General features: G+C 42.2%; 34 protein-coding genes and 1 pseudogene. All 35 read left to right on the top strand.

The window, feature by feature from the left end:
• The first annotated feature begins 192 nt into the window (after positions 1-192).
• The 35 genes and pseudogenes from J5566_RS09505 to J5566_RS09335 all read left to right on the top strand — a co-directional run bounded on the left by J5566_RS09505 (position 193) and on the right by J5566_RS09335 (position 21,532).
• Positions 193-1,461 (top strand): MerR family transcriptional regulator, encoded by a 1,269-nt coding sequence (locus J5566_RS09505; protein ID WP_208563080.1) that lies wholly within the window; start codon positions 193-195, stop codon positions 1,459-1,461.
• Between the two features lie 205 nt (positions 1,462-1,666).
• Positions 1,667-2,668, top strand: coding sequence for a Holliday junction branch migration DNA helicase RuvB (ruvB, locus tag J5566_RS09500; RefSeq protein ID WP_208563079.1), 1,002 nt, complete (start codon positions 1,667-1,669; stop codon positions 2,666-2,668).
• Complete coding sequence (locus tag J5566_RS09495; RefSeq protein WP_208563078.1) at positions 2,668-3,414, top strand: GNAT family N-acetyltransferase; 747 nt, start codon at positions 2,668-2,670, stop codon at positions 3,412-3,414. The genes ruvB and J5566_RS09495 overlap by 1 nt, the downstream gene beginning before the upstream one ends.
• 1 nt (position 3,415) lies before the next feature.
• Positions 3,416-4,030 (top strand): HAD-IA family hydrolase, encoded by a 615-nt coding sequence (locus J5566_RS09490; RefSeq protein ID WP_208563077.1) that lies wholly within the window; start codon positions 3,416-3,418, stop codon positions 4,028-4,030.
• A gap of 111 nt (positions 4,031-4,141) precedes the next feature.
• A pseudogene (locus J5566_RS09485) lies at positions 4,142-4,678 on the top strand (nucleotidyltransferase family protein).
• A 425-nt stretch (positions 4,679-5,103) separates the two neighbouring features.
• Positions 5,104-5,412, top strand: coding sequence for a 30S ribosomal protein S10 (gene rpsJ / locus J5566_RS09480; RefSeq protein ID WP_002939332.1), 309 nt, complete (start codon positions 5,104-5,106; stop codon positions 5,410-5,412).
• A gap of 213 nt (positions 5,413-5,625) precedes the next feature.
• The gene (gene rplC, locus J5566_RS09475; RefSeq protein ID WP_011921686.1) at positions 5,626-6,252 is read left to right on the top strand and encodes a 50S ribosomal protein L3; all 627 of its coding nucleotides are present in this window, start codon (positions 5,626-5,628) and stop codon (positions 6,250-6,252) included.
• A 24-nt stretch (positions 6,253-6,276) separates the two neighbouring features.
• Positions 6,277-6,900 carry a 50S ribosomal protein L4 gene (gene rplD / locus J5566_RS09470; RefSeq protein ID WP_004195490.1) on the top strand — a complete coding sequence of 208 codons (624 nt, stop codon included), beginning with the start codon at positions 6,277-6,279 and terminating at the stop codon, positions 6,898-6,900.
• The gene (locus tag J5566_RS09465; RefSeq protein WP_004195491.1) at positions 6,900-7,199 is read left to right on the top strand and encodes a 50S ribosomal protein L23; all 300 of its coding nucleotides are present in this window, start codon (positions 6,900-6,902) and stop codon (positions 7,197-7,199) included. The genes rplD and J5566_RS09465 overlap by 1 nt, the downstream gene beginning before the upstream one ends.
• A gap of 17 nt (positions 7,200-7,216) precedes the next feature.
• Positions 7,217-8,050 (top strand): 50S ribosomal protein L2, encoded by an 834-nt coding sequence (rplB, locus tag J5566_RS09460; RefSeq protein WP_002936663.1) that lies wholly within the window; start codon positions 7,217-7,219, stop codon positions 8,048-8,050.
• A gap of 250 nt (positions 8,051-8,300) precedes the next feature.
• Positions 8,301-8,582, top strand: a complete 282-nt coding sequence (gene rpsS / locus J5566_RS09455) for a 30S ribosomal protein S19 (RefSeq protein WP_000533766.1) — start codon at positions 8,301-8,303, stop codon at positions 8,580-8,582.
• 17 nt (positions 8,583-8,599) lie between these two features.
• Positions 8,600-8,944 (top strand): 50S ribosomal protein L22, encoded by a 345-nt coding sequence (rplV, locus tag J5566_RS09450; RefSeq protein ID WP_002936662.1) that lies wholly within the window; start codon positions 8,600-8,602, stop codon positions 8,942-8,944.
• A 12-nt stretch (positions 8,945-8,956) separates the two neighbouring features.
• The gene (rpsC, locus tag J5566_RS09445; protein WP_044689746.1) at positions 8,957-9,610 is read left to right on the top strand and encodes a 30S ribosomal protein S3; all 654 of its coding nucleotides are present in this window, start codon (positions 8,957-8,959) and stop codon (positions 9,608-9,610) included.
• Between the two features lie 3 nt (positions 9,611-9,613).
• Complete coding sequence (gene rplP / locus J5566_RS09440) at positions 9,614-10,027, top strand: 50S ribosomal protein L16 (RefSeq protein ID WP_002936660.1); 414 nt, start codon at positions 9,614-9,616, stop codon at positions 10,025-10,027.
• A 9-nt stretch (positions 10,028-10,036) separates the two neighbouring features.
• A complete protein-coding gene (gene rpmC, locus J5566_RS09435) occupies positions 10,037-10,243 on the top strand; it encodes a 50S ribosomal protein L29 (RefSeq protein ID WP_002936659.1) in 207 nt (68 codons plus the stop codon).
• A gap of 23 nt (positions 10,244-10,266) precedes the next feature.
• Positions 10,267-10,527 (top strand): 30S ribosomal protein S17, encoded by a 261-nt coding sequence (rpsQ, locus tag J5566_RS09430; RefSeq protein WP_000440801.1) that lies wholly within the window; start codon positions 10,267-10,269, stop codon positions 10,525-10,527.
• A gap of 24 nt (positions 10,528-10,551) precedes the next feature.
• On the top strand, positions 10,552-10,920 hold the full coding sequence (rplN, locus tag J5566_RS09425; protein WP_002936658.1) for a 50S ribosomal protein L14: 369 nt from the start codon (positions 10,552-10,554) through the stop codon (positions 10,918-10,920).
• 77 nt (positions 10,921-10,997) lie between these two features.
• Complete coding sequence (gene rplX / locus J5566_RS09420) at positions 10,998-11,303, top strand: 50S ribosomal protein L24 (RefSeq protein WP_014637292.1); 306 nt, start codon at positions 10,998-11,000, stop codon at positions 11,301-11,303.
• Between the two features lie 23 nt (positions 11,304-11,326).
• The gene (gene rplE, locus J5566_RS09415; protein ID WP_002936653.1) at positions 11,327-11,869 is read left to right on the top strand and encodes a 50S ribosomal protein L5; all 543 of its coding nucleotides are present in this window, start codon (positions 11,327-11,329) and stop codon (positions 11,867-11,869) included.
• A gap of 14 nt (positions 11,870-11,883) precedes the next feature.
• Positions 11,884-12,069, top strand: a complete 186-nt coding sequence (locus J5566_RS09410; RefSeq protein WP_002936651.1) for a type Z 30S ribosomal protein S14 — start codon at positions 11,884-11,886, stop codon at positions 12,067-12,069.
• A 307-nt stretch (positions 12,070-12,376) separates the two neighbouring features.
• Positions 12,377-12,775: a 30S ribosomal protein S8 gene (rpsH, locus tag J5566_RS09405; RefSeq protein WP_002936647.1), complete on the top strand. Its 399-nt coding sequence runs from the start codon at positions 12,377-12,379 to the stop codon at positions 12,773-12,775.
• Positions 12,776-13,017: 242 nt separating this feature from the next.
• Positions 13,018-13,554 carry a 50S ribosomal protein L6 gene (gene rplF, locus J5566_RS09400; protein WP_024379980.1) on the top strand — a complete coding sequence of 179 codons (537 nt, stop codon included), beginning with the start codon at positions 13,018-13,020 and terminating at the stop codon, positions 13,552-13,554.
• 88 nt (positions 13,555-13,642) lie between these two features.
• Positions 13,643-13,999, top strand: coding sequence for a 50S ribosomal protein L18 (gene rplR, locus J5566_RS09395; RefSeq protein ID WP_002936641.1), 357 nt, complete (start codon positions 13,643-13,645; stop codon positions 13,997-13,999).
• Between the two features lie 18 nt (positions 14,000-14,017).
• A complete protein-coding gene (rpsE, locus tag J5566_RS09390; protein ID WP_024391473.1) occupies positions 14,018-14,512 on the top strand; it encodes a 30S ribosomal protein S5 in 495 nt (164 codons plus the stop codon).
• A gap of 14 nt (positions 14,513-14,526) precedes the next feature.
• The gene (rpmD, locus tag J5566_RS09385; protein WP_172043755.1) at positions 14,527-14,709 is read left to right on the top strand and encodes a 50S ribosomal protein L30; all 183 of its coding nucleotides are present in this window, start codon (positions 14,527-14,529) and stop codon (positions 14,707-14,709) included.
• Between the two features lie 174 nt (positions 14,710-14,883).
• Entirely contained in the window at positions 14,884-15,324 is a 441-nt protein-coding gene (gene rplO / locus J5566_RS09380) for a 50S ribosomal protein L15 (RefSeq protein ID WP_002936637.1), read from the top strand.
• A gap of 13 nt (positions 15,325-15,337) precedes the next feature.
• The gene (gene secY / locus J5566_RS09375) at positions 15,338-16,648 is read left to right on the top strand and encodes a preprotein translocase subunit SecY (RefSeq protein WP_208563075.1); all 1,311 of its coding nucleotides are present in this window, start codon (positions 15,338-15,340) and stop codon (positions 16,646-16,648) included.
• A 139-nt stretch (positions 16,649-16,787) separates the two neighbouring features.
• Positions 16,788-17,429: an adenylate kinase gene (locus tag J5566_RS09370; protein WP_208563074.1), complete on the top strand. Its 642-nt coding sequence runs from the start codon at positions 16,788-16,790 to the stop codon at positions 17,427-17,429.
• Positions 17,430-17,550: 121 nt separating this feature from the next.
• Complete coding sequence (gene infA / locus J5566_RS09365; protein WP_002936627.1) at positions 17,551-17,769, top strand: translation initiation factor IF-1; 219 nt, start codon at positions 17,551-17,553, stop codon at positions 17,767-17,769.
• A 24-nt stretch (positions 17,770-17,793) separates the two neighbouring features.
• A complete protein-coding gene (rpmJ, locus tag J5566_RS09360) occupies positions 17,794-17,910 on the top strand; it encodes a 50S ribosomal protein L36 (RefSeq protein ID WP_001808836.1) in 117 nt (38 codons plus the stop codon).
• A gap of 19 nt (positions 17,911-17,929) precedes the next feature.
• A complete protein-coding gene (gene rpsM / locus J5566_RS09355) occupies positions 17,930-18,295 on the top strand; it encodes a 30S ribosomal protein S13 (RefSeq protein ID WP_099832346.1) in 366 nt (121 codons plus the stop codon).
• 17 nt (positions 18,296-18,312) lie between these two features.
• Entirely contained in the window at positions 18,313-18,696 is a 384-nt protein-coding gene (gene rpsK / locus J5566_RS09350; RefSeq protein WP_003080097.1) for a 30S ribosomal protein S11, read from the top strand.
• Between the two features lie 44 nt (positions 18,697-18,740).
• Positions 18,741-19,679 carry a DNA-directed RNA polymerase subunit alpha gene (locus J5566_RS09345; protein WP_208563073.1) on the top strand — a complete coding sequence of 313 codons (939 nt, stop codon included), beginning with the start codon at positions 18,741-18,743 and terminating at the stop codon, positions 19,677-19,679.
• A gap of 14 nt (positions 19,680-19,693) precedes the next feature.
• Positions 19,694-20,080 carry a 50S ribosomal protein L17 gene (gene rplQ, locus J5566_RS09340; protein ID WP_000331493.1) on the top strand — a complete coding sequence of 129 codons (387 nt, stop codon included), beginning with the start codon at positions 19,694-19,696 and terminating at the stop codon, positions 20,078-20,080.
• Positions 20,081-20,263: 183 nt separating this feature from the next.
• Positions 20,264-21,532 carry a glutamate-cysteine ligase family protein gene (locus tag J5566_RS09335; RefSeq protein WP_208563072.1) on the top strand — a complete coding sequence of 423 codons (1,269 nt, stop codon included), beginning with the start codon at positions 20,264-20,266 and terminating at the stop codon, positions 21,530-21,532.
• The last annotated feature ends 104 nt before the right edge of the window (positions 21,533-21,636 follow it).

The following is a 21,636-nucleotide window of genomic DNA, read 5'->3' as shown; positions in this document are numbered from 1 at the left end:
GCGGACTTCCTTTTCACCTAAAGGTGTCCCTAGCTCTAAGTCGCAAGCGACAAGAGCTAGGTATCATATAATCTCCAGAAAACAGTCAGTAAGAATTAGCTGACTGTTTTTGTATAAAAAATCAAAAAATCCTTGACTCATCCCTAGGGGAATAGTGTATGCTAGGACTATCAAAACAGATGGAGGTTGCTTATGCAGGTCAAAGATGTGGAGAAGTTGACAGGCTTGTCAACTAAGGCGATACGGCTGTATGAAGAAAAGGGCTTGATTGAAGTGGCGAGAAATCCGCTCAACGATTACCGTAATTATTCAGAGGAAAATGTACGTCAGCTTCGCTTGATTAAGTTGCTCCGCTATTTTGAATTTTCCCTAGCAGAGATTCAAGGACTTCTAACCTTGTCGGAGGAGGAATTGCAATCAGCCCTGCGTGAGAAGCAGCAAGAAATCAACCAGCAAGTAGAGGAATTAGTGGACAAGGTTGACTTGCTTGGTCAGGTAGTCAAGGATCTGGGTAAGAAAGACGACTGGTTGGAAGAAGCACAGGACTCCATTGCTTTTGTGGAAAGCGGTGAGTTCCAAGACTTAAAGCAAGACCTAGAAGATGCCTTGTTACCAAGCATATGGCTGACCCTCGTGCAGACCATGATGCTATCAGGTCCAATTCTCTGGTTGTTTACTCGAATACAACAAGGCCATCAGGAAAATCTTTTCCTACTCGCCGTGGTTTCCCTACTAGCAACTGCTTGGATAACGCTCCTCTGGCGAGATTATCTCGTGACCTGGTGGAAACATAGAGACAAGGTCCGTCAGAAGAACCGTAGTCAAGCCTGGTGGATTCCAATCGGTCTAATCTCTCTTGTGGGAGGTATTGCTTATTTTGTTTTTGTCGGCTGGTTGACAGAAACCTTCTTCCTGCCAAGCGACTGGCTCTTCTATGAGTATTCGATTGGTCTGGGCAAGGTTTCCATGGCGTTTATTATGGCTTTTCTTGTTTTTCTTTTGGGAAAACTGGCGAGGCTGGTGAAACTTCCTTGGAAATACGGCTGGGGTCTGGCAGGTAGCGGTGTCTTGTTGACCACTCTGCTCATTTCCACCACAACAGTAGTGACAGATAGTCAGATTATCGACATCAATCTGTTGGCACCGTCCAAGGAATGTCTTTACAGTGATGTCAAGTCTGTCTGGACAGGATTTGGGACCAAGGTATTTACCCTAGATGAAACTAAAAAGCAGGGACAGTTTAGCTACCGTATCCAGCTTGACGGAAAAGAACTTGTGTTTATGCAGCCGACTTCCAATCAGGATTTAGTGCCAGTTGATAGCTACATAGAACTAGAGGAATTTGATCAGCGGCTGATGAATCTGGGCATTCCCAAAGAAAGTTCAGCAGAAGGCAGTCAGTACAACGATTTAGATGCGCACTTTCTAGGGCGATTTTTGCGAATAGTGGAAAATAAATAAAATGAATTCTGTTTTAGTTTCCCTTAAGTTTGGCGCGCTATACTATATCCAAGCTAGAAATGGCGAAAACTTTTACTGAATGAATTTCAGTATCGTCATCCGTAAGAGCTAAAGCTCAAACGGCTGGCATATCTTTTTCATATAATCTCCTGAGAATACTGGACTCACTGAGTCTGGTATTTTCATTTTGTGCTATAATAGTTTTATGACAAATCGAATTTTAGACATGGAACAAATGCAGGATGAGGAGTACGTAGAACGTACCCTGCGTCCCCAGAAATTAAATGAATACATCGGTCAGGACAAGGTCAAGGACCAGCTCAAAATCTTTATCGAGGCAGCCAAGCTCCGTGATGAAGCCTTGGACCATACCCTTCTGTTTGGCCCTCCGGGTCTGGGGAAGACCACTATGGCCTTTGTCATCGCCAACGAACTGGGCGTTAATATCAAGCAGACCAGTGGTCCTGTTATTGAAAAAGCAGGTGACTTGGTGGCCCTTCTCAATGACTTGGAGCCTGGCGACGTCCTCTTTATTGATGAAATCCACCGTATGCCTATGGCGGTAGAGGAAATTCTCTACTCTGCTATGGAGGATTTCTACATCGACATTATGATTGGAGCAGGAGAAACCAGCCGCTCCGTGCATTTGGAGTTACCACCTTTTACCCTGATTGGAGCGACTACTCGTGCGGGTATGCTATCCAATCCCCTGCGAGCCCGTTTTGGTATCACCGGTCATATGGAGTATTATGAACTGGCTGATTTGACGGAGATTGTCGAGCGGACGGCGGATATCTTTGATATGGAGATTACTCATGAAGCTGCTATTGAGTTGGCTCGTCGGTCTCGTGGAACTCCCCGTATCGCCAACCGTCTGCTCAAGCGGGTGCGGGATTTCGCACAGATTATGGGCGACGGCCTGATTGACGACACCATTACAGACAAGGCCCTAACCATGCTGGATGTGGACCGCGAGGGGCTGGACTACGTGGACCAGAAGATTCTCCGCACCATGATTGAGATGTACGGTGGCGGTCCCGTCGGTCTTAACACCCTGTCGGTTAATATCGCCGAGGAGCGTGAGACGGTGGAGGACATGTACGAGCCTTACCTGATTCAGCAGGGCTTCCTCATGCGGACACGGACAGGGCGGGTTGCGACAGCCAAGGCCTACGAGCACTTGGGTTATCCCTATACGGAAAAATAATGGCAGAGCAGATGAGACAAATAGCTCGTTTATTTGGAGACTGGCCTGAGACGATTATCTGGACCTGTTTAGAAGGTGTCATGGGAGACATTTATGTTGATGACAGCCAATTGCCCCAGTCAGCTCTAGCTCTCTATGGACGGCAGAGCTTCTTTGGTTTTTTAGCTGGCCAGCCACATCGAGACTTGCTAAAAATCTGCGAGGGAAAGGATATTATTCTAGTCCCCCAAAACCAAGCCTGGTCAGACTTGATAGAAGAAACTTACGGAGACGGAGTTCGTTTTTTTACTCGATACGCTACGAAAAAGGAAACTGAGTTTGACCTTGGGCATTTACAGAAACTGGTTGATGACTTGCCTGAAAGCTTTGATATGAAACTGATTGACCGTAATCTGTACGAGGCTTGTCTGGTAGAGGAATGGTCACGGGATTTGGTGGGAAATTATATAGACGTGGAACAATTTTTGGACTTGGGGCTGGGCTATGTCATCTTGCATAAGGGACAGGTGGTCTCAGGGGCTTCATCCTATGCCAGCTATTCAGCTGGGATTGAGATAGAAGTGGATACTAGGGAAGACTATCGAGGTCTGGGTTTGGCAAAAGCCTGTGCGGCTCAGTTAATTTTAGCTTGTTTAGACCGCGGACTCTATCCAAGCTGGGATGCCCATACCCTGACATCCTTGAAACTAGCTGAAAAGCTGGGTTACCAATTAGACAAGCCCTATCGAGCATATGAATGGAGATAAGATGACACCGACATTTATTTGGGATTTGGATGGAACGCTCTTGGATTCCTATGAGGCGATATTGGCTGGAATTCAAGAAACCTATGAACAATACAAACTTCCTTTTGACCGTGAGGAAGTCAAACAATTTATTCTGCGCTATTCTGTTAAAGATTTATTGGTGCGTGATGCAGACAAATATGGTCTGGATAGTGATGAGCTCAATCGCGTGCGTGCGACTTCCTTGAAGGAGAAAAACACGAAAATTCCCTTGATGGCTGGTGCGCGTGAAATTCTGGATTGGACGGCAGAGAAAGGTATTCAAAATTTTGTCTATACTCACAAGAGTGACAACGCTTTTCAGGTTTTGGAGGATTTGGGTGTCCGTCACCATTTCACAGAAATCTTGACCAGCGATTCTGGATTTGCCCGCAAACCAAGTCCAGAAGCTCTGCTATTTCTCATCGAAAAATACGGACTGGATAAGGAAAATACCCACTATATCGGTGATCGTATGCTCGATGTGGAAACAGCTATCAACGCAGGGATTCAGAGTATCAACCTCCAGATTGAGGGCGTGGAGCTGAATCGCAAAATCAAAGATTTGTTAAAAATCAAAGAATTATTTGAGGATTAAGGAAATCTTAAGCAAACCGGGCTATACTACCCTTATCCAAAAACTTTTCTTTTTCATATAATCTCCTAGAAAGCCTAGCCACCGTGCTGGGCTTTCTGTTATAATGGACCTATGAAAGAACGAGATGTTGAAAAGGCCTTGTTGGCAGACCAGGACATGAAAAGCATTCTGGAGATTATTGCTTCTTTGGGGCTGAGAGATGTCTGGCTCTGTGCGGGGACCTTGCGGAATTTTTTGTGGAATGGCGGAGCCTTCGATTTAGAAACGGATGTAGATGTGATTTTTCACGATGCAGCTGTTTCCTATGAAGAAACGCTAGCGATTGAGAAGTATTTGCGTCAAACTTATCCGAGTTACCAATGGGAAGTCAAAAATCAGGTCTATATGCACCAACATAGTCCGCATACCCGGCCCTACACCTCTTCCAAAGATGCCATGAGCAAGTATCCCGAACGGTGTACGGCAATTGGTGCCCGTCTGTTAGGGGATGGGAATGTGGAGATTTATTGTCCTTATGGTCTGGAGGAGATTCTCCGCTATCGTGTGCGGCCGACACCGCATTTTTAAGAACATCCGAAACGTATGCAACTTTATCGGAATCGACTTGTCAAAAAGAATTGGAAGAAAAAGGAATTTAGATTTCGTTAAGAAAGATGTACTATACTATAGTCAAGCTAGAAATAGCACACTTTTACTGAAATAGTTTCAGTATCGTCATCCGTAAGAGTTAAAGCTCAAACGGCTGGCATATCTTTTTCATATAATCTCCTGGAAAACAGTCGGCAGTTGCCGGCTGTTTTCTGTTTGTTTTCTTCTATATATAGTTAATCAAAAAGATAAGAAGTTGACTCGGTTGAGATACCAGAAAAAGTTTTTAAGATTTTTTAAAAAAAGAAAGTATAATCTCTTGCATTGGATAACAGAATTTGGTAGAATGTTCTAGTGCCGTAAAAATTACGGCTGTAGCTTTGATGCAAGAGGTTGCGACACGCTCGGTTGCATTGCCACGCAACACGTGTTGGTTTTCTTGTGGAGCTAGCCTATTATCTTAAATAGACGAAAAGGAGAAAAAGATGGCAAACAAAAAAATCCGCATCCGCTTGAAAGCGTACGAACACCGTACACTTGATACAGCAGCTGCAAAAATCGTTGAAACTGCAACACGTACAGGTGCTCAAGTAGCAGGTCCAGTTCCACTTCCAACAGAACGTAGCCTCTACACCATCATCCGTGCGACTCACAAGTACAAAGATTCTCGTGAGCAGTTCGAAATGCGTACACACAAACGTTTGATCGACATCATCAACCCAACTCAAAAAACAGTTGATGCCTTGATGAAATTGGATCTTCCAAGTGGTGTAAACGTAGAAATCAAACTTTAATCAGCTAGATACGACTGAGTAAAGCAAGTGTTCTAATTGAACACAGGCTAAATTCTGTGTGAAAAAGACAAATCTTCCTAGAAACTACCGTTTCTTCGTTGGATTTCCTATTTTCATTTTGAGTTTGACGCCTTTAGTATCTTATATTTGAGCATGAAAAACGCTCGTTAAAAACTTTTTAAATACAAAATTAAGAAAAGGAATATTTTTCTCATGACAAAAGGAATCTTAGGGAAAAAAGTGGGAATGACTCAAATCTTCACTGAATCTGGTGAATTTATCCCTGTAACTGTCATCGAAGCAACTCCAAACGTTGTTCTTCAAGTGAAAACAGTTGAAACTGACGGTTATGCGGCAGTTCAAGTTGGTTTTGATGACAAACGCGAAGTATTGAGCAACAAACCTGCCAAAGGCCATGTAGCTAAAGCTAACACAGCTCCTAAGCGCTTCATTCGTGAATTCAAAAACATTGAAGGCTTGGAAGTTGGACAAGAAATTACAGTTGAAACTTTCGCAGCTGGTGATGTTGTTGATGTAACTGGTACATCTAAAGGTAAAGGTTTCCAAGGTGTTATCAAACGCCACGGTCAATCACGTGGTCCTATGGCTCACGGTTCTCGTTACCATCGTCGTCCAGGTTCTATGGGTCCTGTTGCACCTAACCGTGTATTCAAAGGTAAAAACCTTGCAGGTCGCATGGGCGGCAACCGTGTAACAATTCAAAACCTTGAAGTTGTACAAGTTGTTCCAGAAAAGAACGTTATCCTTATCAAAGGTAACGTACCAGGTGCTAAGAAATCTCTTATCACTATCAAGTCAGCAGTTAAAGCTGGTAAATAATAAGGAAAGGGGAAATCAGTCGAAATGGCAAACGTAACATTATTTGACCAAACTGGTAAACAAGCTGGTGAAGTAGTTCTTAACGATGCGATCTTTGGTATCGAGCCAAACCAAGCAGTTGTATTTGATGTGATCATCAGCCAACGTGCTAGCCTTCGTCAAGGTACTCACGCAGTTAAAAACCGTTCAGCAGTCTCAGGTGGCGGACGCAAACCATGGCGTCAAAAAGGAACTGGACGTGCTCGTCAAGGTTCTATCCGTTCACCACAATGGCGTGGCGGTGGCGTAGTCTTCGGACCAACTCCACGTTCATACGCGTACAAACTTCCACAAAAAGTTCGTCGCTTGGCACTTAAATCTGTTTACTCAGAAAAAGTTGCTGAAAACAAATTTGTAGCTGTTAACTCACTTGAATTCACAGCTCCAAAAACTGCTGAATTTGCAAAAGTACTTGCAGCATTGAGCATTGATTCTAAAGTCCTTGTTATTCTTGAAGAAGGCAACGAATTCGCAGCTCTTTCTGCTCGTAACATCCCAGGAGTTAAAGTTGCAACTGCAACAACTGCAAGCGTACTTGACATCGCAAATGCAGACAAACTTCTTGTAACTCAAGCAGCTATCTCTAAAATTGAGGAGGTTCTTGCATAATGAATTTGTATGATGTTATCAAAAAACCTGTCATCACAGAAAGCTCAATGGGCCAACTCGAAGCAGGCAAGTATGTATTTGAAGTTGACACTCGTGCACACAAACTCTTGATCAAGCAAGCTGTTGAAGCTGCATTCGAGGGTGTTAAAGTTGCAAATGTTAACACAATCAACGTGAAACCTAAAACAAAACGCGTAGGTCGTTATGTAGGTCGCACAAACAAAGTGAAAAAAGCAATCATCACATTGGCTGCTGATTCAAAAGCGATTGAATTGTTCGCTACAGCTGACGCTGAATAATCAAAGGAGGAATTAACGTGGGTATTAAAGTTTATAAACCAACGACAAATGGCCGTCGTAACATGACTTCTTTGGACTTCGCTGAAATCACAACAAGCACTCCAGAAAAAAGCTTGCTTGTTGCTTTGAAGAGCAAAGCTGGTCGTAACAACAACGGTCGCATCACTGTTCGTCACCAAGGTGGCGGTCACAAACGTTTCTACCGTTTGGTAGACTTCAAACGTAACAAAGATGGCGTTGAAGCAATCGTTAAAACGATCGAGTACGATCCAAACCGTTCAGCAAACATCGCTCTTGTACACTACACAGACGGTGTTAAAGCTTACATCATTGCTCCTAAAGGTCTTGAAGTTGGTCAACGCATCGTTTCAGGCCCAGAAGCAGATATCAAAGTTGGTAACGCACTTCCACTTGCAAACATCCCAGTCGGTACTGTTGTTCACAACATCGAGTTGAAACCAGGTCGCGGTGGTGAGTTGGTTCGTGCTGCTGGTGCATCTGCACAGGTTCTTGGTCAAGAAGGTAAATACGTTCTTGTTCGCCTTCAATCAGGTGAAGTTCGTATGATCCTTGGTACTTGCCGTGCTACTGTTGGTACTGTAGGTAACGAACAACATGGCCTTGTTAATCTTGGTAAAGCAGGTCGTAGCCGTTGGAAAGGTATCCGTCCAACAGTTCGCGGTTCTGTAATGAACCCTAACGATCACCCACACGGTGGTGGTGAAGGTAAAGCACCAGTTGGTCGTAAAGCACCATCTACACCATGGGGTAAACCAGCTCTTGGTTTGAAAACTCGTAACAAGAAAGCTAAATCTGACAAACTTATCGTTCGTCGTCGCAACCAAAAATAATCTATTCTTAGTTGCTTAGCATTCTATATCATCCGCCAACTCGGTAGGGTTTCTTATGGGCTGACTATTCCAGCACCTCAGTTTGATTGAAATGCCAGTTTGACGCAGTGGTTGATTGCAGTTTCTAGTAGCTTAGCTACATCGAAACTCCTAATCAACTGTGCGGGGGCAGGACAACGAACACGGTAACTGGGGTTCTGTCCGGCTCCCAAGCCGCTGTGGTACATATTTTAAAGGAGAAAACACTAAAATGGGACGTAGTCTTAAAAAAGGACCTTTCGTCGATGAGCATTTGATGAAAAAAGTTGAAGCTCAAGCAAATGACGAAAAGAAAAAAGTAATTAAAACTTGGTCACGTCGTTCAACGATCTTCCCAAGTTTCATCGGTTATACAATCGCAGTTTACGATGGACGTAAACACGTACCTGTATACATTCAAGAAGACATGGTAGGTCACAAACTTGGTGAATTTGCACCAACTCGTACTTACAAAGGTCATGCTGCTGACGACAAGAAAACTCGTCGTAAATAATTTAGGAGGAAAACACAATGGCAGAAATTACTTCAGCTAAAGCAACTGCTCGCACAGTACGTGTTTCACCTCGTAAATCACGTCTTGTCTTGGATAACATCCGTGGCAAAAGCGTAGCAGACGCAATCGCAATCTTGAAATTCACACCAAACAAAGCTGCAGGCATTATCGAGGGAGTTTTGAACTCAGCAATCGCTAACGCTGAAAACAACTTTGGTTTGGAAAAAGCTAACTTGGTAGTCAGCGAAGCATTCGCAAACGAAGGACCAACGTTGAAACGTTTCCGTCCACGTGCGAAAGGTTCTGCTTCACCAATCAACAAACGCACAGCTCACATCACTGTAGTTGTGGCAGAGAAATAAGGAGGTAAAAACGTGGGTCAAAAAGTACATCCAATTGGTATGCGTGTTGGCATCATCCGTGATTGGGATGCTAAATGGTATGCTGAAAAAGAATACGCGGATTACCTTCATGAAGATCTTGCAATCCGCAACTTTATCAAAAAAGAATTGGCTGATGCGTCAACATCAACAATCGAAATCGAACGTGCTGTAAACAAAGTTATCGTTTCTATCCACACTGCTAAACCAGGTATGGTTATCGGTAAAGCTGGTAGCAACGTTGATGCACTTCGTGCTCAATTGAACAAATTGACTGGTAAGCAAGTACACATCAACATCATCGAAATCAAACAACCTGATTTGGATGCACACCTTGTTGGTGAGTCAATCGCTCGTCAATTGGAGCAACGTGTGGCATTCCGCCGTGCTCAAAAACAAGCTATCCAACGTGCAATGCGCGCTGGTGCAAAAGGTATCAAAACACAAGTTTCTGGTCGTTTGAACGGTGCTGATATTGCCCGTGCAGAAGGCTACTCAGAAGGAACTGTTCCTCTTCATACACTTCGTGCGGATATCGACTACGCTTGGGAAGAAGCTTTGACAACTTACGGTAAACTTGGTATCAAAGTATGGATCTACCGTGGTGAAGTTCTTCCAGCTCGTAAAAACACTAAAGGAGGTAAATAACAAATGTTAGTACCTAAACGTGTAAAACACCGTCGTGAATTCCGTGGAAAAATGCGCGGTGAAGCTAAAGGTGGAAAACAAGTAGACTTTGGTCAATACGGTCTTCAAGCAACTACTAGCTCATGGATTACAAACCGCCAAATCGAAGCTGCCCGTATCGCTATGACGCGTTACATGAAACGTGGTGGTAAAGTTTGGATTAAGATCTTCCCACACAAATCATACACTGCTAAAGCTATCGGTGTACGTATGGGTTCTGGTAAAGGTGCTCCTGAAGGTTGGGTAGCTCCAGTTAAACGCGGTAAGGTTATGTTTGAAGTAGCTGGCGTTTCTGAAGAAATTGCACGTGAAGCATTCCGCCTTGCTGGTCACAAATTGCCAGTTAAAGTAAAATTCGTAAAACGTGAAGCAGAATAAGGAGAAGACATGAAACTTCAAGAAATTAAAGATTTTGTAAAAGAACTTCGTGGCCTTTCTCAAGAAGAACTTGCTAAGAAAGAAAACGAATTGAAGAAAGAACTCTTCGAACTTCGTTTCCAAGCTGCTGCTGGTCAACTTGAGCAAACTGCTCGTTTGAACGAAGTGAAGAAACAAATTGCACGTATCAAAACTGTGCAATCTGAAACTAAATAATAGATTGGGAAAGGAGAATTTCAATGGAACGCAATAATCGTAAAGTTCTTGTTGGACGCGTAGTATCTGACAAAATGGACAAAACAATCACAGTTGTAGTTGAAACTAAACGTAACCACCCAGTCTATGGTAAACGTATTAACTACTCTAAAAAGTACAAAGCTCATGATGAAAACAATGTTGCTAAAGAAGGCGATATCGTTCGTATCATGGAAACTCGCCCACTTTCAGCTACAAAACGTTTCCGTCTTGTAGAAGTTGTGGAAGAGGCAGTTATCATTTAATCAACCTGAAAGGAGAAAATTGACATGATTCAAACAGAAACTCGTTTGAAAGTTGCTGACAACAGTGGCGCACGTGAAATCTTGACAATCAAAGTTCTTGGTGGTTCAGGACGTAAATTCGCGAACATCGGCGACATCATCGTTGCTTCAGTAAAACAAGCTACTCCTGGTGGTGCGGTTAAAAAAGGTGACGTTGTTAAAGCCGTTATCGTTCGTACTAAGACAGGTGCTCGTCGTGCTGATGGTTCATACATCAAATTCGATGAGAATGCTGCAGTTATCATCCGTGAAGATAAAAACCCTCGCGGAACTCGTATCTTTGGCCCAGTGGCACGCGAATTGCGTGATGGCGGTTTCATGAAAATCGTTTCATTGGCACCAGAAGTACTTTAATCTAACAAACTAAGTCCCCTGGTTACATTACTAACCAGGGTGCCCATTAGGGCGTAAGAAATTATAGGAGAAATCAAATGTTTGTAAAAAAAGGCGATAAAGTTCGCGTAATCGCTGGTAAAGACAAAGGCGTTGAAGCTCTTGTTGTAACAGCACTTCCAAAAGTAAACAAAGTTATTGTTGAAGGTGTTAACATCGTTAAGAAACACCAAAAACCAAACAGCGAAAACCCTCAAGGCGCTATCGTTGAAAAAGAAGCTCCAATCCATGTGTCAAACGTTCAAGTTCTTGACAAAAATGGTGTTGCAGGACGCGTTGGTTACAAGTTTGTAGACGGCAAAAAAGTTCGCTACAACAAAAAATCAGGCGAAGTGCTTGATTAATCACGAAGGAAAGGAGAAGTATAATGGCAAATCGTTTAAAAGAAAAATATCTTAATGAAGTAGTTCCTGCTTTGACTGAACAATTTAACTATTCTTCAGTTATGGCTGTGCCAAAAGTTGATAAGATCGTTTTGAACATGGGTGTTGGTGACGCTGTTTCTAACGCTAAAAACCTTGAGAAAGCTGCTCAAGAATTGGCTTTGATCTCAGGTCAAAAACCACTTATCACTAAAGCTAAGAAATCAATCGCCGGCTTCCGTCTTCGTGAGGGTGTTGCAATCGGTGCGAAAGTAACTCTTCGTGGCGAACGTATGTATGAGTTCTTGGACAAATTGGTTACAGTTTCACTTCCACGTGTACGTGACTTCCACGGTGTACCAACTAAGTCATTTGACGGACGTGGTAACTACACACTTGGTGTGAAAGAGCAATTAATCTTCCCAGAAATCAACTTCGACGATGTTGATAAAACTCGCGGTATGGATATCGTTATCGTTACAACTGCTAACACTGACGAAGAATCACGTGCATTGCTTACTGGCCTTGGTATGCCGTTTGCAAAATAAGAGGGAGAGAATAAATGGCTAAAAAATCAATGATCGCTAAGAACAAACGCCCAGCTAAGTTCTCTACACAAGCTTACACACGCTGTGAAAAATGTGGACGTCCACACTCAGTTTACCGCAAATTCAAATTGTGCCGTGTATGCTTCCGCGACTTGGCTTACCTTGGACAAATTCCTGGCGTAACAAAAGCTTCTTGGTAATTTCAAGATGTGAGAGCGTTAAGCAACCAAGGCAAAGATAGGAGATTTGACTATGAAGTTTACTTCTAGGAAAATCTATCTTCTTTGCTAAGGTTGTAGCTCGAACTCAATTAAAACAACCCCGATACAAAGTTTGCTTGCCGATTTGAACACGGGCGAAAGCCTGTGTGAAAAAGACAAACTTTCCTAGAAACCAAAGTTTCTACGTCAAGTTTTCTATTTTCACTTTGGCTTTTTAGTGCACTTTGTATCATGAATTAACTAGCAAGTGATTCAATCAAACTGCTAGTAAGAGGAGAAACAACAAATGGTTATGACTGACCCAATTGCAGATTTTTTGACACGTATTCGTAACGCTAACCAAGCAAAACACGAAGTGCTTGAAGTACCTGCATCAAACATTAAAAAAGGTATTGCTACAATCCTTAAAAACGAAGGTTTTGTGAAAAACGTTGAATTCATCGAAGATGACAAACAAGGCATCATCCGTGTATTCTTGAAATACGGACCAAACGGTGAAAAAGTTATCACTAACTTGAAACGCGTTTCAAAACCAGGTCTTCGTGTTTACTCAAAACGTGAAGATATTCCAAAAGTTCTTAACGGACTTGGTATCGCAATCATCTCAACATCAGAAGGTCTTTTGACTGACAAACAAGCTCGTCAAAAGAACGTTGGTGGTGAGGTTATCGCATACGTTTGGTAATTTGATGATACTGAGAGCGTAGTGACCCAAGTGAAAATAGGAAATCAAACGAAGAATGCTTGCATTCAAGTTTGATTTATCTTTTTCACACAGGTCACAGCTCGGGTTCGAATCGAATGATTTGATTTGAAGGTATCATAAAACCATGCTCAATCGAACACGGGCTATTGTCCGTGTTTAAATGAGCCCCCGTGAAAACTGGTCGCTTGACGGCCTGATAATTTAACAGGAGAATTAAAAATATGTCACGTATTGGTAATAAAGTAATTACATTGCCTGCTGGCGTTGAGCTTGCTCAAAAGAACGGCGTGGTAACTGTAAAAGGACCTAAAGGGGAATTGACTCGTGAATTCCCAACTGCTATTGAAATCCGTGTGGAAGGTGCAGAAGTAACTCTTCACCGTCCAAATGATTCAAAAGAAATGAAGACTATTCACGGTACTAGCCGTGCTAACCTCAACAACATGGTTGTTGGTGTTTCTGAAGGCTTCAAAAAAGAACTTGAAATGCGTGGTGTCGGTTACCGTGCTCAATTGGCTGGTAACAAATTGACACTTGCTGTTGGTAAATCACACCCAGATGAAGTGGTTGCACCAGAAGGTATTACATTTGAAGTTCCAACACCAACACAAATCGTCGTGTCTGGTATCAACAAAGAAGTTGTTGGTCAAACAGCAGCTTACATCCGTAGCCTTCGCGCTCCTGAGCCATACAAAGGTAAAGGTATTCGCTACGTTGGTGAATTTGTTCGCCGTAAAGAAGGTAAAACAGGTAAATAATAGCTTGCTGAGGTGGCTTAGCCACCTGGCTGACTATTTCTCAAATTGTTTCGCAAGAAACAGAATCATACATTAAGAGGTGAATATTGTGATTTCAAAACCAGATAAAAACAAAATCCGCCAAAAACGCCACCGTCGCGTTCGCGGTAAAATCTCTGGAACTGCTGCTCGCCCACGTTTGAACATTTTCCGTTCTAATACAGGCATCTACGCTCAAGTGATTGATGACGTAGCGGGTGTAACGCTCGCAAGCGCTTCTACTCTTGATAAAGAAGTTTCAAAAGGTACTAAGACAGAACAAGCTGTTGTTGTAGGTAAACTCGTTGCTGAACGCGCGGTAGCTAAAGGTATTTCTGAAGTGGTCTTTGACCGCGGTGGATATCTCTATCACGGACGTGTGAAAGCTTTGGCTGAATCAGCTCGTGAAAACGGATTGAAATTCTAATAGGGAGGACACTAAGAAATGGCATTCAAAGATAACGCAGTTGAAATTGAAGAACGCGTAGTAGCCATCAACCGTGTTACAAAAGTTGTTAAAGGTGGACGTCGTCTTCGTTTTGCAGCTCTTGTGGTTGTTGGTGACCGTAACGGTCGCGTAGGTTTCGGTACTGGTAAAGCTCAAGAAGTACCAGAAGCTATCCGTAAAGCAGTTGAATCTGCTAAGAAAAACATGATTGAAGTACCAATGGTTGGTACAACAATTCCTCACGAAGTTCGCTCAGAATTTGGCGGCGCTCGTGTATTGTTGAAACCTGCTGCAGAAGGTTCTGGAGTTGCTGCCGGTGGTGCAACTCGTGCCGTAATCGAATTGGCAGGTATCGCAGATGTGACGTCTAAGTCACTTGGTTCAAACACACCAATCAACATCGTTCGCGCAACAGTTGAAGGTTTGAAACAATTGAAACGTGCTGAAGAAGTGGCTGCACTTCGTGGCATTTCAGTTTCTGATTTAGCATAAGAAAGGAGATACTCATGGCTCAAATTAAAATCACTTTGACTAAGTCTCCAATCGGTCGCAAACCAGAACAACGTAAAACAGTTGTTGCACTTGGACTTGGTAAATTGAACAGCTCAGTTGTTAAGGAAGATAACCCAGCTATCCTTGGTATGGTAAACGCTATCTCTCACTTGGTAACTGTCGAAGAAGTAAACTAAGTCTTTGTACTTGGTTCTGCCAAACCTAGTTTGTGCAACTTCTAAATAATTAAACAATTGACGAAGTCGCATAGAGAAATCTTTGCGACTTACTGTCAGTATAGTGGCGAGTTTGTGGAAGAAGACTCTTTGGTCTCCACAGGCGCTAGCATTGAAAAAAGAGGAGAAAAAATAATGAAACTTCATGAATTGCAACCTGCAACAGGTTCTCGTAAAGTCCGCAACCGTGTAGGTCGTGGTACATCATCAGGTAACGGTAAAACTTCTGGCCGTGGTCAAAAAGGTCAAAAAGCTCGTAGCGGTGGCGGTGTTCGCCCAGGTTTTGAAGGTGGACAAACTCCATTGTTCCGTCGTCTTCCAAAACGTGGTTTCACAAACATCAACGCTAAAGAGTACGCAATCGTTAACCTTGATCAATTGAACGCTTTTGAAGATGGTGCAGAAGTAACACCAGTTGTGCTTATCGAAGCTGGAATCGTTAAAGCTGAAAAATCAGGAATCAAGATTCTTGGTAACGGCGAATTGACGAAGAAATTGACAGTTAAAGCTGCTAAATTCTCTAAATCAGCTGAAGAAGCAATCACTTCTAAAGGTGGCTCAGTAGAAGTCATCTAAGAGGTGACAGCCTATGTTTTTTAAACTTTTAAAAGATGCCTTAAAGGTCAAAAACGTACGTAAAAAGATTCTTTTTACCTTGTTTATCCTTTTTGTCTTCCGAATCGGGACTCACATTACTGTTCCAGGTGTCAATGCAAAAAGCCTAGAGGCCCTCTCAAATGTACCGTTTTTGAACATGTTGAGTTTGGTCTCTGGTAACGCCATGCGAAACTTCTCTGTATTTGCACTTGGGGTGAGTCCATACATTACCGCATCCATCATTGTTCAGCTCCTACAAATGGATATTCTTCCAAAATTTGTAGAATGGGGCAGACAAGGAGAGGTCGGTCGGCGAAAACTAAATCAAGCTACTCGATACATTTCAGTTGTTCTGGCCTTTGTTCAATCAATCGGTATTACTGCCAGCTTCAACGCTCTATCTGGAGCGAAGTTGACATCCATGCCTTTGGATTGGAAAACCTATCTCATTATCGGATCTATTCTGACAACAGGATCGGTTATCGTTTCCTGGTTGGGTGAATTGATTTCTGATAAGGGCTATGGAAATGGTACATCAATGATTATCTTTGCTGGTATCATTTCATCATTGCCAGGAACCTTTTATGAAATCTATGAAGATCGCTTCATTAACATTGAGTCCAGTCGTTTAGTAGAGTCTGCGATTTATGTAGCGATTTTAGTAGTCTTGATCTTAGTGGTAATCTACTTTACAACCTTTGTTCAACAAGCTGAATACAAAATTCCAATTCAGTACACCAAACGCGCTCAAGGCGCACCGTCTAGTTCTTACTTGCCCTTGAAGCTGAACCCAGCTGGTGTTATCCCTGTTATCTTTGCAGGTTCCATCACTGCGATTCCAACTTCAATCATTCAATTCTTAGCAAGTCAAAACCGTAGTATTGGTTGGTTATTGAATGTTCAGGAATACTTTGATTATTCAACCGTTAAAGGTATGGTTGTTTATGCCTTACTAATCATTCTGTTTACTTTCTTCTATACTTTTGTTCAGGTTAACCCTGAGAAAACTGCGGAAAGTTTGCAAAAGAGTGCTGCATACATCCACGGTGTTCGTCCAGGAAATGGAACAGAGAAATATCTTTCAACCCTCTTGAAGCGATTGGCAGCGATTGGCTCACTCTTCTTGAGCTTCATTGCCCTTCTCCCAATCTTGGCCCAAAATCTATTTGGATTATCTTCAAACATCGCTTTCCTTGGTACCAGTCTGATCATCGTCATTATGACAAGTATCGAAGGTATCAAGCAATTGGAAGGCTACCTTCTTAAGAGAAAATATGTAGGTTTTATGGAAATTACAGACTAGCTTGCTGGTCACTTCCCTTTAAGGGAATTTTGAAATAGGAGCTGAAATGACGATGGTTTGTCGTCTAGCTCCTATTTTGTTTTTAGATAAGTTTGTCAAGAGTGGCAAATTTATGTGAAAACAAAATAAGGAGTTTGTCATGAATCTTTTAATCATGGGCTTACCAGGTGCAGGCAAGGGCACTCAAGCCGCAAAGATTGTTGAAAAATTTAATGTTGCTCATATTTCCACTGGAGATATGTTCCGTGCAGCAATGGCCAATCAAACTGAAATGGGACTTTTAGCTAAGTCATACATCGACAAGGGCGATTTAGTACCAGATGAAGTGACCAACGGTATTGTTAAAGAACGTTTGCTACAAGACGACATCAAAGAAAAAGGTTTCTTGTTGGATGGTTATCCACGCACGATTGAGCAAGCACATGCCTTGGATGCAAGTTTGGTAGATTTGGGCATTGAATTGCAAGGGGTGATTAACATTGAAATCGACCCTGCAAAATTGGTCGAGCGTCTAAGCGGTCGTATCATTCATAAGGAAACAGGTGAAACCTTCCATAAGATCTTCAACCCACCAGTTGGCGATTACAAAGAAGAAGATTTCTACCAACGTGAAGATGATAAACCGGAATCTGTACAACGCCGTTTAGAAGTCAATATTGCACAAGGTCAGCCAATCATTGACCATTACCGAAACAAAGGTTTGGTTCATGATATCGAAGGTGATCAAGATATCGAAGTGGTTTTTGGTGCGATTGATACAGTTTTAACAAATTTGAAATAATTAAAGGGATTAGGCTTGCGTTTTGTTGACAAACATGATAAAATAGCCTAGTCTGACTTATAATTGTTACCTCTGTGTTCAGAGGGCATCAAATCGAAATTTAGAGAGGGGATACTTTTGCATGGCAAAAGAAGATGTGATTGAAATTGAAGGTAAAGTAGTCGATACTATGCCTAATGCTATGTTCACTGTTGAGTTGGAAAATGGGCACCAAGTCCTTGCAACTGTTTCAGGAAAAATCCGTAAAAACTACATCCGTATTTTAGTCGGTGACCGTGTAACTGTTGAGCTTAGTCCTTACGACTTGACGCGTGGCCGTATCACATACCGCTTTAAATAGTCGAAATACTTGGAGGGATTAAACATGAAAGTAAGACCATCGGTCAAACCAATTTGCGAATACTGCAAAGTTATTCGTCGTAATGGTCGTGTTATGGTGATTTGCCCAGCAAACCCTAAACACAAGCAACGTCAAGGTTAAGAAATAGAAAGGAGAAAACATGGCTCGTATTGCTGGAGTTGACATTCCAAATGACAAACGTGTAGTTATTTCATTGACTTATGTTTACGGTATCGGTCTCGCAACTTCTAAAAAAATTCTTGCTGCTGCAGGTATTTCAGAAGATGTTCGCGTAAAAGACTTGACACCTGATCAAGAAGACGCTATCCGTCGTGAAGTTGATGCAATCAAAGTTGAAGGTGACCTCCGTCGTGAAGTTAACTTGAACATCAAACGTTTGATGGAAATCGGTTCATACCGTGGTATCCGTCACCGTCGTGGACTTCCTGTCCGTGGACAAAACACTAAGAACAATGCCCGCACTCGTAAAGGTAAAGCTGTTGCGATCGCAGGTAAGAAAAAATAAAATAGGAGGTAGAAAAATTGGCTAAACCAACACGTAAACGTCGTGTGAAAAAGAATATCGAATCTGGTATTGCTCATATTCACGCAACATTTAATAACACTATTGTTATGATTACTGATGTGCATGGTAACGCTCTTGCTTGGTCATCAGCTGGCGCTCTTGGTTTCAAAGGTTCTCGTAAATCTACACCATTTGCTGCTCAAATGGCTGCTGAAGCTGCGGCTAAATCTGCACAAGAACACGGTCTTAAAACAGTTGAAGTTACCGTTAAAGGCCCAGGTTCAGGTCGTGAGTCTGCTATCCGCGCTCTTGCTGCCGCTGGTCTTGAAGTAACAGCAATTCGTGATGTGACTCCTGTACCACACAATGGTGCTCGTCCTCCAAAACGTCGCCGTGTATAATCATACAAACCATACACAGCTTTTCGTTTAAGAGGGAGTAGGAAATGATTGAGTTTGAAAAACCAACTATAACAAAAATTGATGAAAATAAAGATTTTGGTAGATTTGTAATCGAACCACTTGAGCGTGGTTACGGCACAACTCTCGGAAATTCTCTTCGTCGCGTACTTTTGGCATCTCTTCCAGGAGCTGCTGTAACTTCAATTAAAATTGATGGAGTATTGCACGAATTCGATACCGTTCCAGGTGTTCGTGAAGATGTTATGCAAATCATTCTTAACATCAAAGGGATTTCTGTAAAATCTTATGTCGAAGACGAAAAGACGATTGAACTTGATGTGGTGGGTCCAGCAGATGTAACTGCAGGCGATATTCTAACAGACAGTGATATTGAAATTGTAAACCCTGATCATCATCTCTTCACCATTGCTGAGGGAGCAAGCTTCAAAGCAGTTCTTAAAGTAAATTCAGGTCGAGGCTATGTTCCAGCTGAAGGAAACAAAAAAGATGATGCACCAGTAGGTACACTTGCTGTGGATTCAATCTACACGCCAGTGAAAAAAGTTAATTACCAAGTTGAACCAGCTCGCGTTGGTAGCAATGATGGTTTTGACAAACTAACACTTGAAATCATGACCAATGGTACAATTGTGCCAGAAGATGCCCTTGGCCTATCTGCTCGTATCTTGATGGAACATTTGGGTCTCTTTACAGACTTGACTGAGGTTGCAAAATCTGCAGAAGTGATGAAAGAAACTGAAGTGGCTTCCGATGATAAGATGTTAGACCGCACAATTGAAGAATTGGATCTCTCAGTACGTTCTTACAACTGTTTGAAACGTGCAGGAATCAATACTGTATTTGATTTGACAGAGAAATCTGAGCCAGAAATGATGAAAGTACGCAATCTTGGCCGTAAGAGTCTTGAAGAAGTCAAAGTTAAATTGGCTGATCTCGGTCTTGGATTGAAGAAAGATAAATAATATAGGAGGAAATCATGGCATACCGTAAACTAGGACGCACTAGCTCACAACGTAAAGCAATGTTGCGCGATTTGACGACAGACCTTTTGATCAACGAATCAATCGTTACAACTGAAGCTCGTGCTAAAGAAATCCGTAAAACAGTTGAAAAAATGATCACACTTGGTAAACGTGGTGATTTGCACGCTCGTCGTCAGGCAGCTGCATTTGTACGTAACGAAATCGCATCTGAAAACTATGATGAAGCTACTGATAAGTACACTTCTACTACAGCACTTCAAAAATTGTTCTCAGAAATCGCACCTCGTTATGCAGAACGCAACGGTGGATACACTCGTATTCTTAAAACTGAACCACGTCGTGGCGATGCAGCCCCAATGGCTATCATTGAATTAGTTTAATAATCATCAATTTTGTTGAGTGTTATGATGATGGAATAGTTACTATTCTTAGTCTAGCTCTGGTCTACTGCTGGGCTTCTGCCCAGCGGTAACACTCATCAGAATAGACGTAACGCTTGTTTACGAAATCACTCTAAAATAGAATGATTTTGTAAGCAGGCGTTTTTAAGTAAGGAGAGGACCTTGTCTCTATCAAAACAATTATTATTTAAGCGCTATATTCAGCCAATTCCACAAGAAAATGAACTATACATCGGAGTAGAACTAGAGTTTCCCATCGTTTCAAAAGCTGGTAGAGGAACTAAGAGCCAAGACATGGTTTCCTTACTGAGAGGCTTGATGGCCCCTCTGCAAGCAATTGCGACTGCATGGGATGATACAGGAAATATTATCGGCATTCAGACGCCAGCAAAAGATATCCTTGTTTTTGAAGTCACTTATACCACGCTTGAAATTGCTTTCGAAAAAGCTAGTAATCTTCACCAAATCGCAGATCGATTTCAAAACTATCTCCCGATCATTCAAGGTATTCTAAGTGAAAAGGGCTATGAACTACAAGGCAAGGGGCTTCATCCTTATTGGAAGGAGAATGATTACAGTCCAATACCAATAGGCCGCTACAAACTTCTAATGGCTTATTTAGCCCTTGGAAAGTTTAGAAAGGATTGTCATGTCTTTCTAGACTATGCAGGCTTTATACATGGTAATCAAGTACAATTTGATGTAGATCGAACATCCGTCTTGCCGGTGTTGAATTTTTTTAACCTTTTGGAACCTGTAAAGGCCTATTTGTTTGCCAATTCAGGCCAAGATGAGATTGTTCAAGGGCTGACGATAGCACGTGACTTCTTGTGGGAGAAATCGATGCATGGGGTCATTTCGAAAAATGTTGGGCCATTTGATCGGGGGTTTAATCAGCTGGATGACTACCTCAATGTATTGGATCAGTCCGCCATGTTTTGCTGCAAACGAGACGGGGTTGATTACTACTTTCTTCCAATGACCGTCTCTGACTATTTTCAAGCAGAGAGCGTCCAAGCCACAAACCTTTTGGGTCAAACTAGCGTTCTTATTCCGCAAAACGAAGATATCCAATATCATCGAGCCTATCATTATCAGCTACTAACTACCCGCAGCACGGTCGAGCTAAGAAGTGTTTGCGCACAACCATTTGATCAGAGTTTTCTACCAACTGCCTTTCAATTAGGGCTGCTCTTCAATCGTCCGAAGGCAGAACAATTACTCTCTAACCATTCCCTATATAAAGAAAAAGAATTTGATATCCCACAAATGCGTCAGATATTTTCGAAAAAAAATCTTGATTCAACCACAAAGTCTCAGATGCATCAGTTATCAAAAGAACTAGTGTTCCTTGCAGAAGAAGGCTTACAAATGCGTGATTTTGGGGAAGAAATTTATCTACAATCTCTAAAAGAAAAACTAGACCAGTAATGGTTTAGTTTTTTTGAATTTTTTTTTTGTAATCGGACATTTATGTCCTGTTCAGGAGTTGATATAGGTAGTAGAATGAAAACAAAAGTAGGAAGAGGTAGACT

This window comes from Streptococcus suis (assembly GCF_017601095.1).
In the GTDB taxonomy this organism is placed as follows: Bacteria; Bacillota; Bacilli; order Lactobacillales; family Streptococcaceae; genus Streptococcus; species Streptococcus suis_Z.
This window is presented reverse-complemented; position numbering and strand designations above follow the sequence as displayed.

What these genes read in the sequence shown, in the direction of transcription:
- J5566_RS09505 (WP_208563080.1), top strand. Translation starts at nt 193, where the DNA reads ATGCAGGTCAAAGATGTGGAGAAGTTGACAGGCTTGTCAACTAAGGCG.
- ruvB (WP_208563079.1), top strand. Translation starts at nt 1,667, where the DNA reads ATGACAAATCGAATTTTAGACATGGAACAAATGCAGGATGAGGAGTAC.
- J5566_RS09495 (WP_208563078.1), top strand. Translation starts at nt 2,668, where the DNA reads ATGGCAGAGCAGATGAGACAAATAGCTCGTTTATTTGGAGACTGGCCT.
- J5566_RS09490 (WP_208563077.1), top strand. Translation starts at nt 3,416, where the DNA reads ATGACACCGACATTTATTTGGGATTTGGATGGAACGCTCTTGGATTCC.
- rpsJ (WP_002939332.1), top strand. Translation starts at nt 5,104, where the DNA reads ATGGCAAACAAAAAAATCCGCATCCGCTTGAAAGCGTACGAACACCGT.
- rplC (WP_011921686.1), top strand. Translation starts at nt 5,626, where the DNA reads ATGACAAAAGGAATCTTAGGGAAAAAAGTGGGAATGACTCAAATCTTC.
- rplD (WP_004195490.1), top strand. Translation starts at nt 6,277, where the DNA reads ATGGCAAACGTAACATTATTTGACCAAACTGGTAAACAAGCTGGTGAA.
- J5566_RS09465 (WP_004195491.1), top strand. Translation starts at nt 6,900, where the DNA reads ATGAATTTGTATGATGTTATCAAAAAACCTGTCATCACAGAAAGCTCA.
- rpsS (WP_000533766.1), top strand. Translation starts at nt 8,301, where the DNA reads ATGGGACGTAGTCTTAAAAAAGGACCTTTCGTCGATGAGCATTTGATG.
- rplV (WP_002936662.1), top strand. Translation starts at nt 8,600, where the DNA reads ATGGCAGAAATTACTTCAGCTAAAGCAACTGCTCGCACAGTACGTGTT.
- rplP (WP_002936660.1), top strand. Translation starts at nt 9,614, where the DNA reads ATGTTAGTACCTAAACGTGTAAAACACCGTCGTGAATTCCGTGGAAAA.
- rpmC (WP_002936659.1), top strand. Translation starts at nt 10,037, where the DNA reads ATGAAACTTCAAGAAATTAAAGATTTTGTAAAAGAACTTCGTGGCCTT.
- rpsQ (WP_000440801.1), top strand. Translation starts at nt 10,267, where the DNA reads ATGGAACGCAATAATCGTAAAGTTCTTGTTGGACGCGTAGTATCTGAC.
- rplN (WP_002936658.1), top strand. Translation starts at nt 10,552, where the DNA reads ATGATTCAAACAGAAACTCGTTTGAAAGTTGCTGACAACAGTGGCGCA.
- rplX (WP_014637292.1), top strand. Translation starts at nt 10,998, where the DNA reads ATGTTTGTAAAAAAAGGCGATAAAGTTCGCGTAATCGCTGGTAAAGAC.
- rplE (WP_002936653.1), top strand. Translation starts at nt 11,327, where the DNA reads ATGGCAAATCGTTTAAAAGAAAAATATCTTAATGAAGTAGTTCCTGCT.
- J5566_RS09410 (WP_002936651.1), top strand. Translation starts at nt 11,884, where the DNA reads ATGGCTAAAAAATCAATGATCGCTAAGAACAAACGCCCAGCTAAGTTC.
- rpsH (WP_002936647.1), top strand. Translation starts at nt 12,377, where the DNA reads ATGGTTATGACTGACCCAATTGCAGATTTTTTGACACGTATTCGTAAC.
- rplF (WP_024379980.1), top strand. Translation starts at nt 13,018, where the DNA reads ATGTCACGTATTGGTAATAAAGTAATTACATTGCCTGCTGGCGTTGAG.
- rpsE (WP_024391473.1), top strand. Translation starts at nt 14,018, where the DNA reads ATGGCATTCAAAGATAACGCAGTTGAAATTGAAGAACGCGTAGTAGCC.
- rpmD (WP_172043755.1), top strand. Translation starts at nt 14,527, where the DNA reads ATGGCTCAAATTAAAATCACTTTGACTAAGTCTCCAATCGGTCGCAAA.
- rplO (WP_002936637.1), top strand. Translation starts at nt 14,884, where the DNA reads ATGAAACTTCATGAATTGCAACCTGCAACAGGTTCTCGTAAAGTCCGC.
- secY (WP_208563075.1), top strand. Translation starts at nt 15,338, where the DNA reads ATGTTTTTTAAACTTTTAAAAGATGCCTTAAAGGTCAAAAACGTACGT.
- J5566_RS09370 (WP_208563074.1), top strand. Translation starts at nt 16,788, where the DNA reads ATGAATCTTTTAATCATGGGCTTACCAGGTGCAGGCAAGGGCACTCAA.
- infA (WP_002936627.1), top strand. Translation starts at nt 17,551, where the DNA reads ATGGCAAAAGAAGATGTGATTGAAATTGAAGGTAAAGTAGTCGATACT.
- rpmJ (WP_001808836.1), top strand. Translation starts at nt 17,794, where the DNA reads ATGAAAGTAAGACCATCGGTCAAACCAATTTGCGAATACTGCAAAGTT.
- rpsM (WP_099832346.1), top strand. Translation starts at nt 17,930, where the DNA reads ATGGCTCGTATTGCTGGAGTTGACATTCCAAATGACAAACGTGTAGTT.
- J5566_RS09345 (WP_208563073.1), top strand. Translation starts at nt 18,741, where the DNA reads ATGATTGAGTTTGAAAAACCAACTATAACAAAAATTGATGAAAATAAA.
- rplQ (WP_000331493.1), top strand. Translation starts at nt 19,694, where the DNA reads ATGGCATACCGTAAACTAGGACGCACTAGCTCACAACGTAAAGCAATG.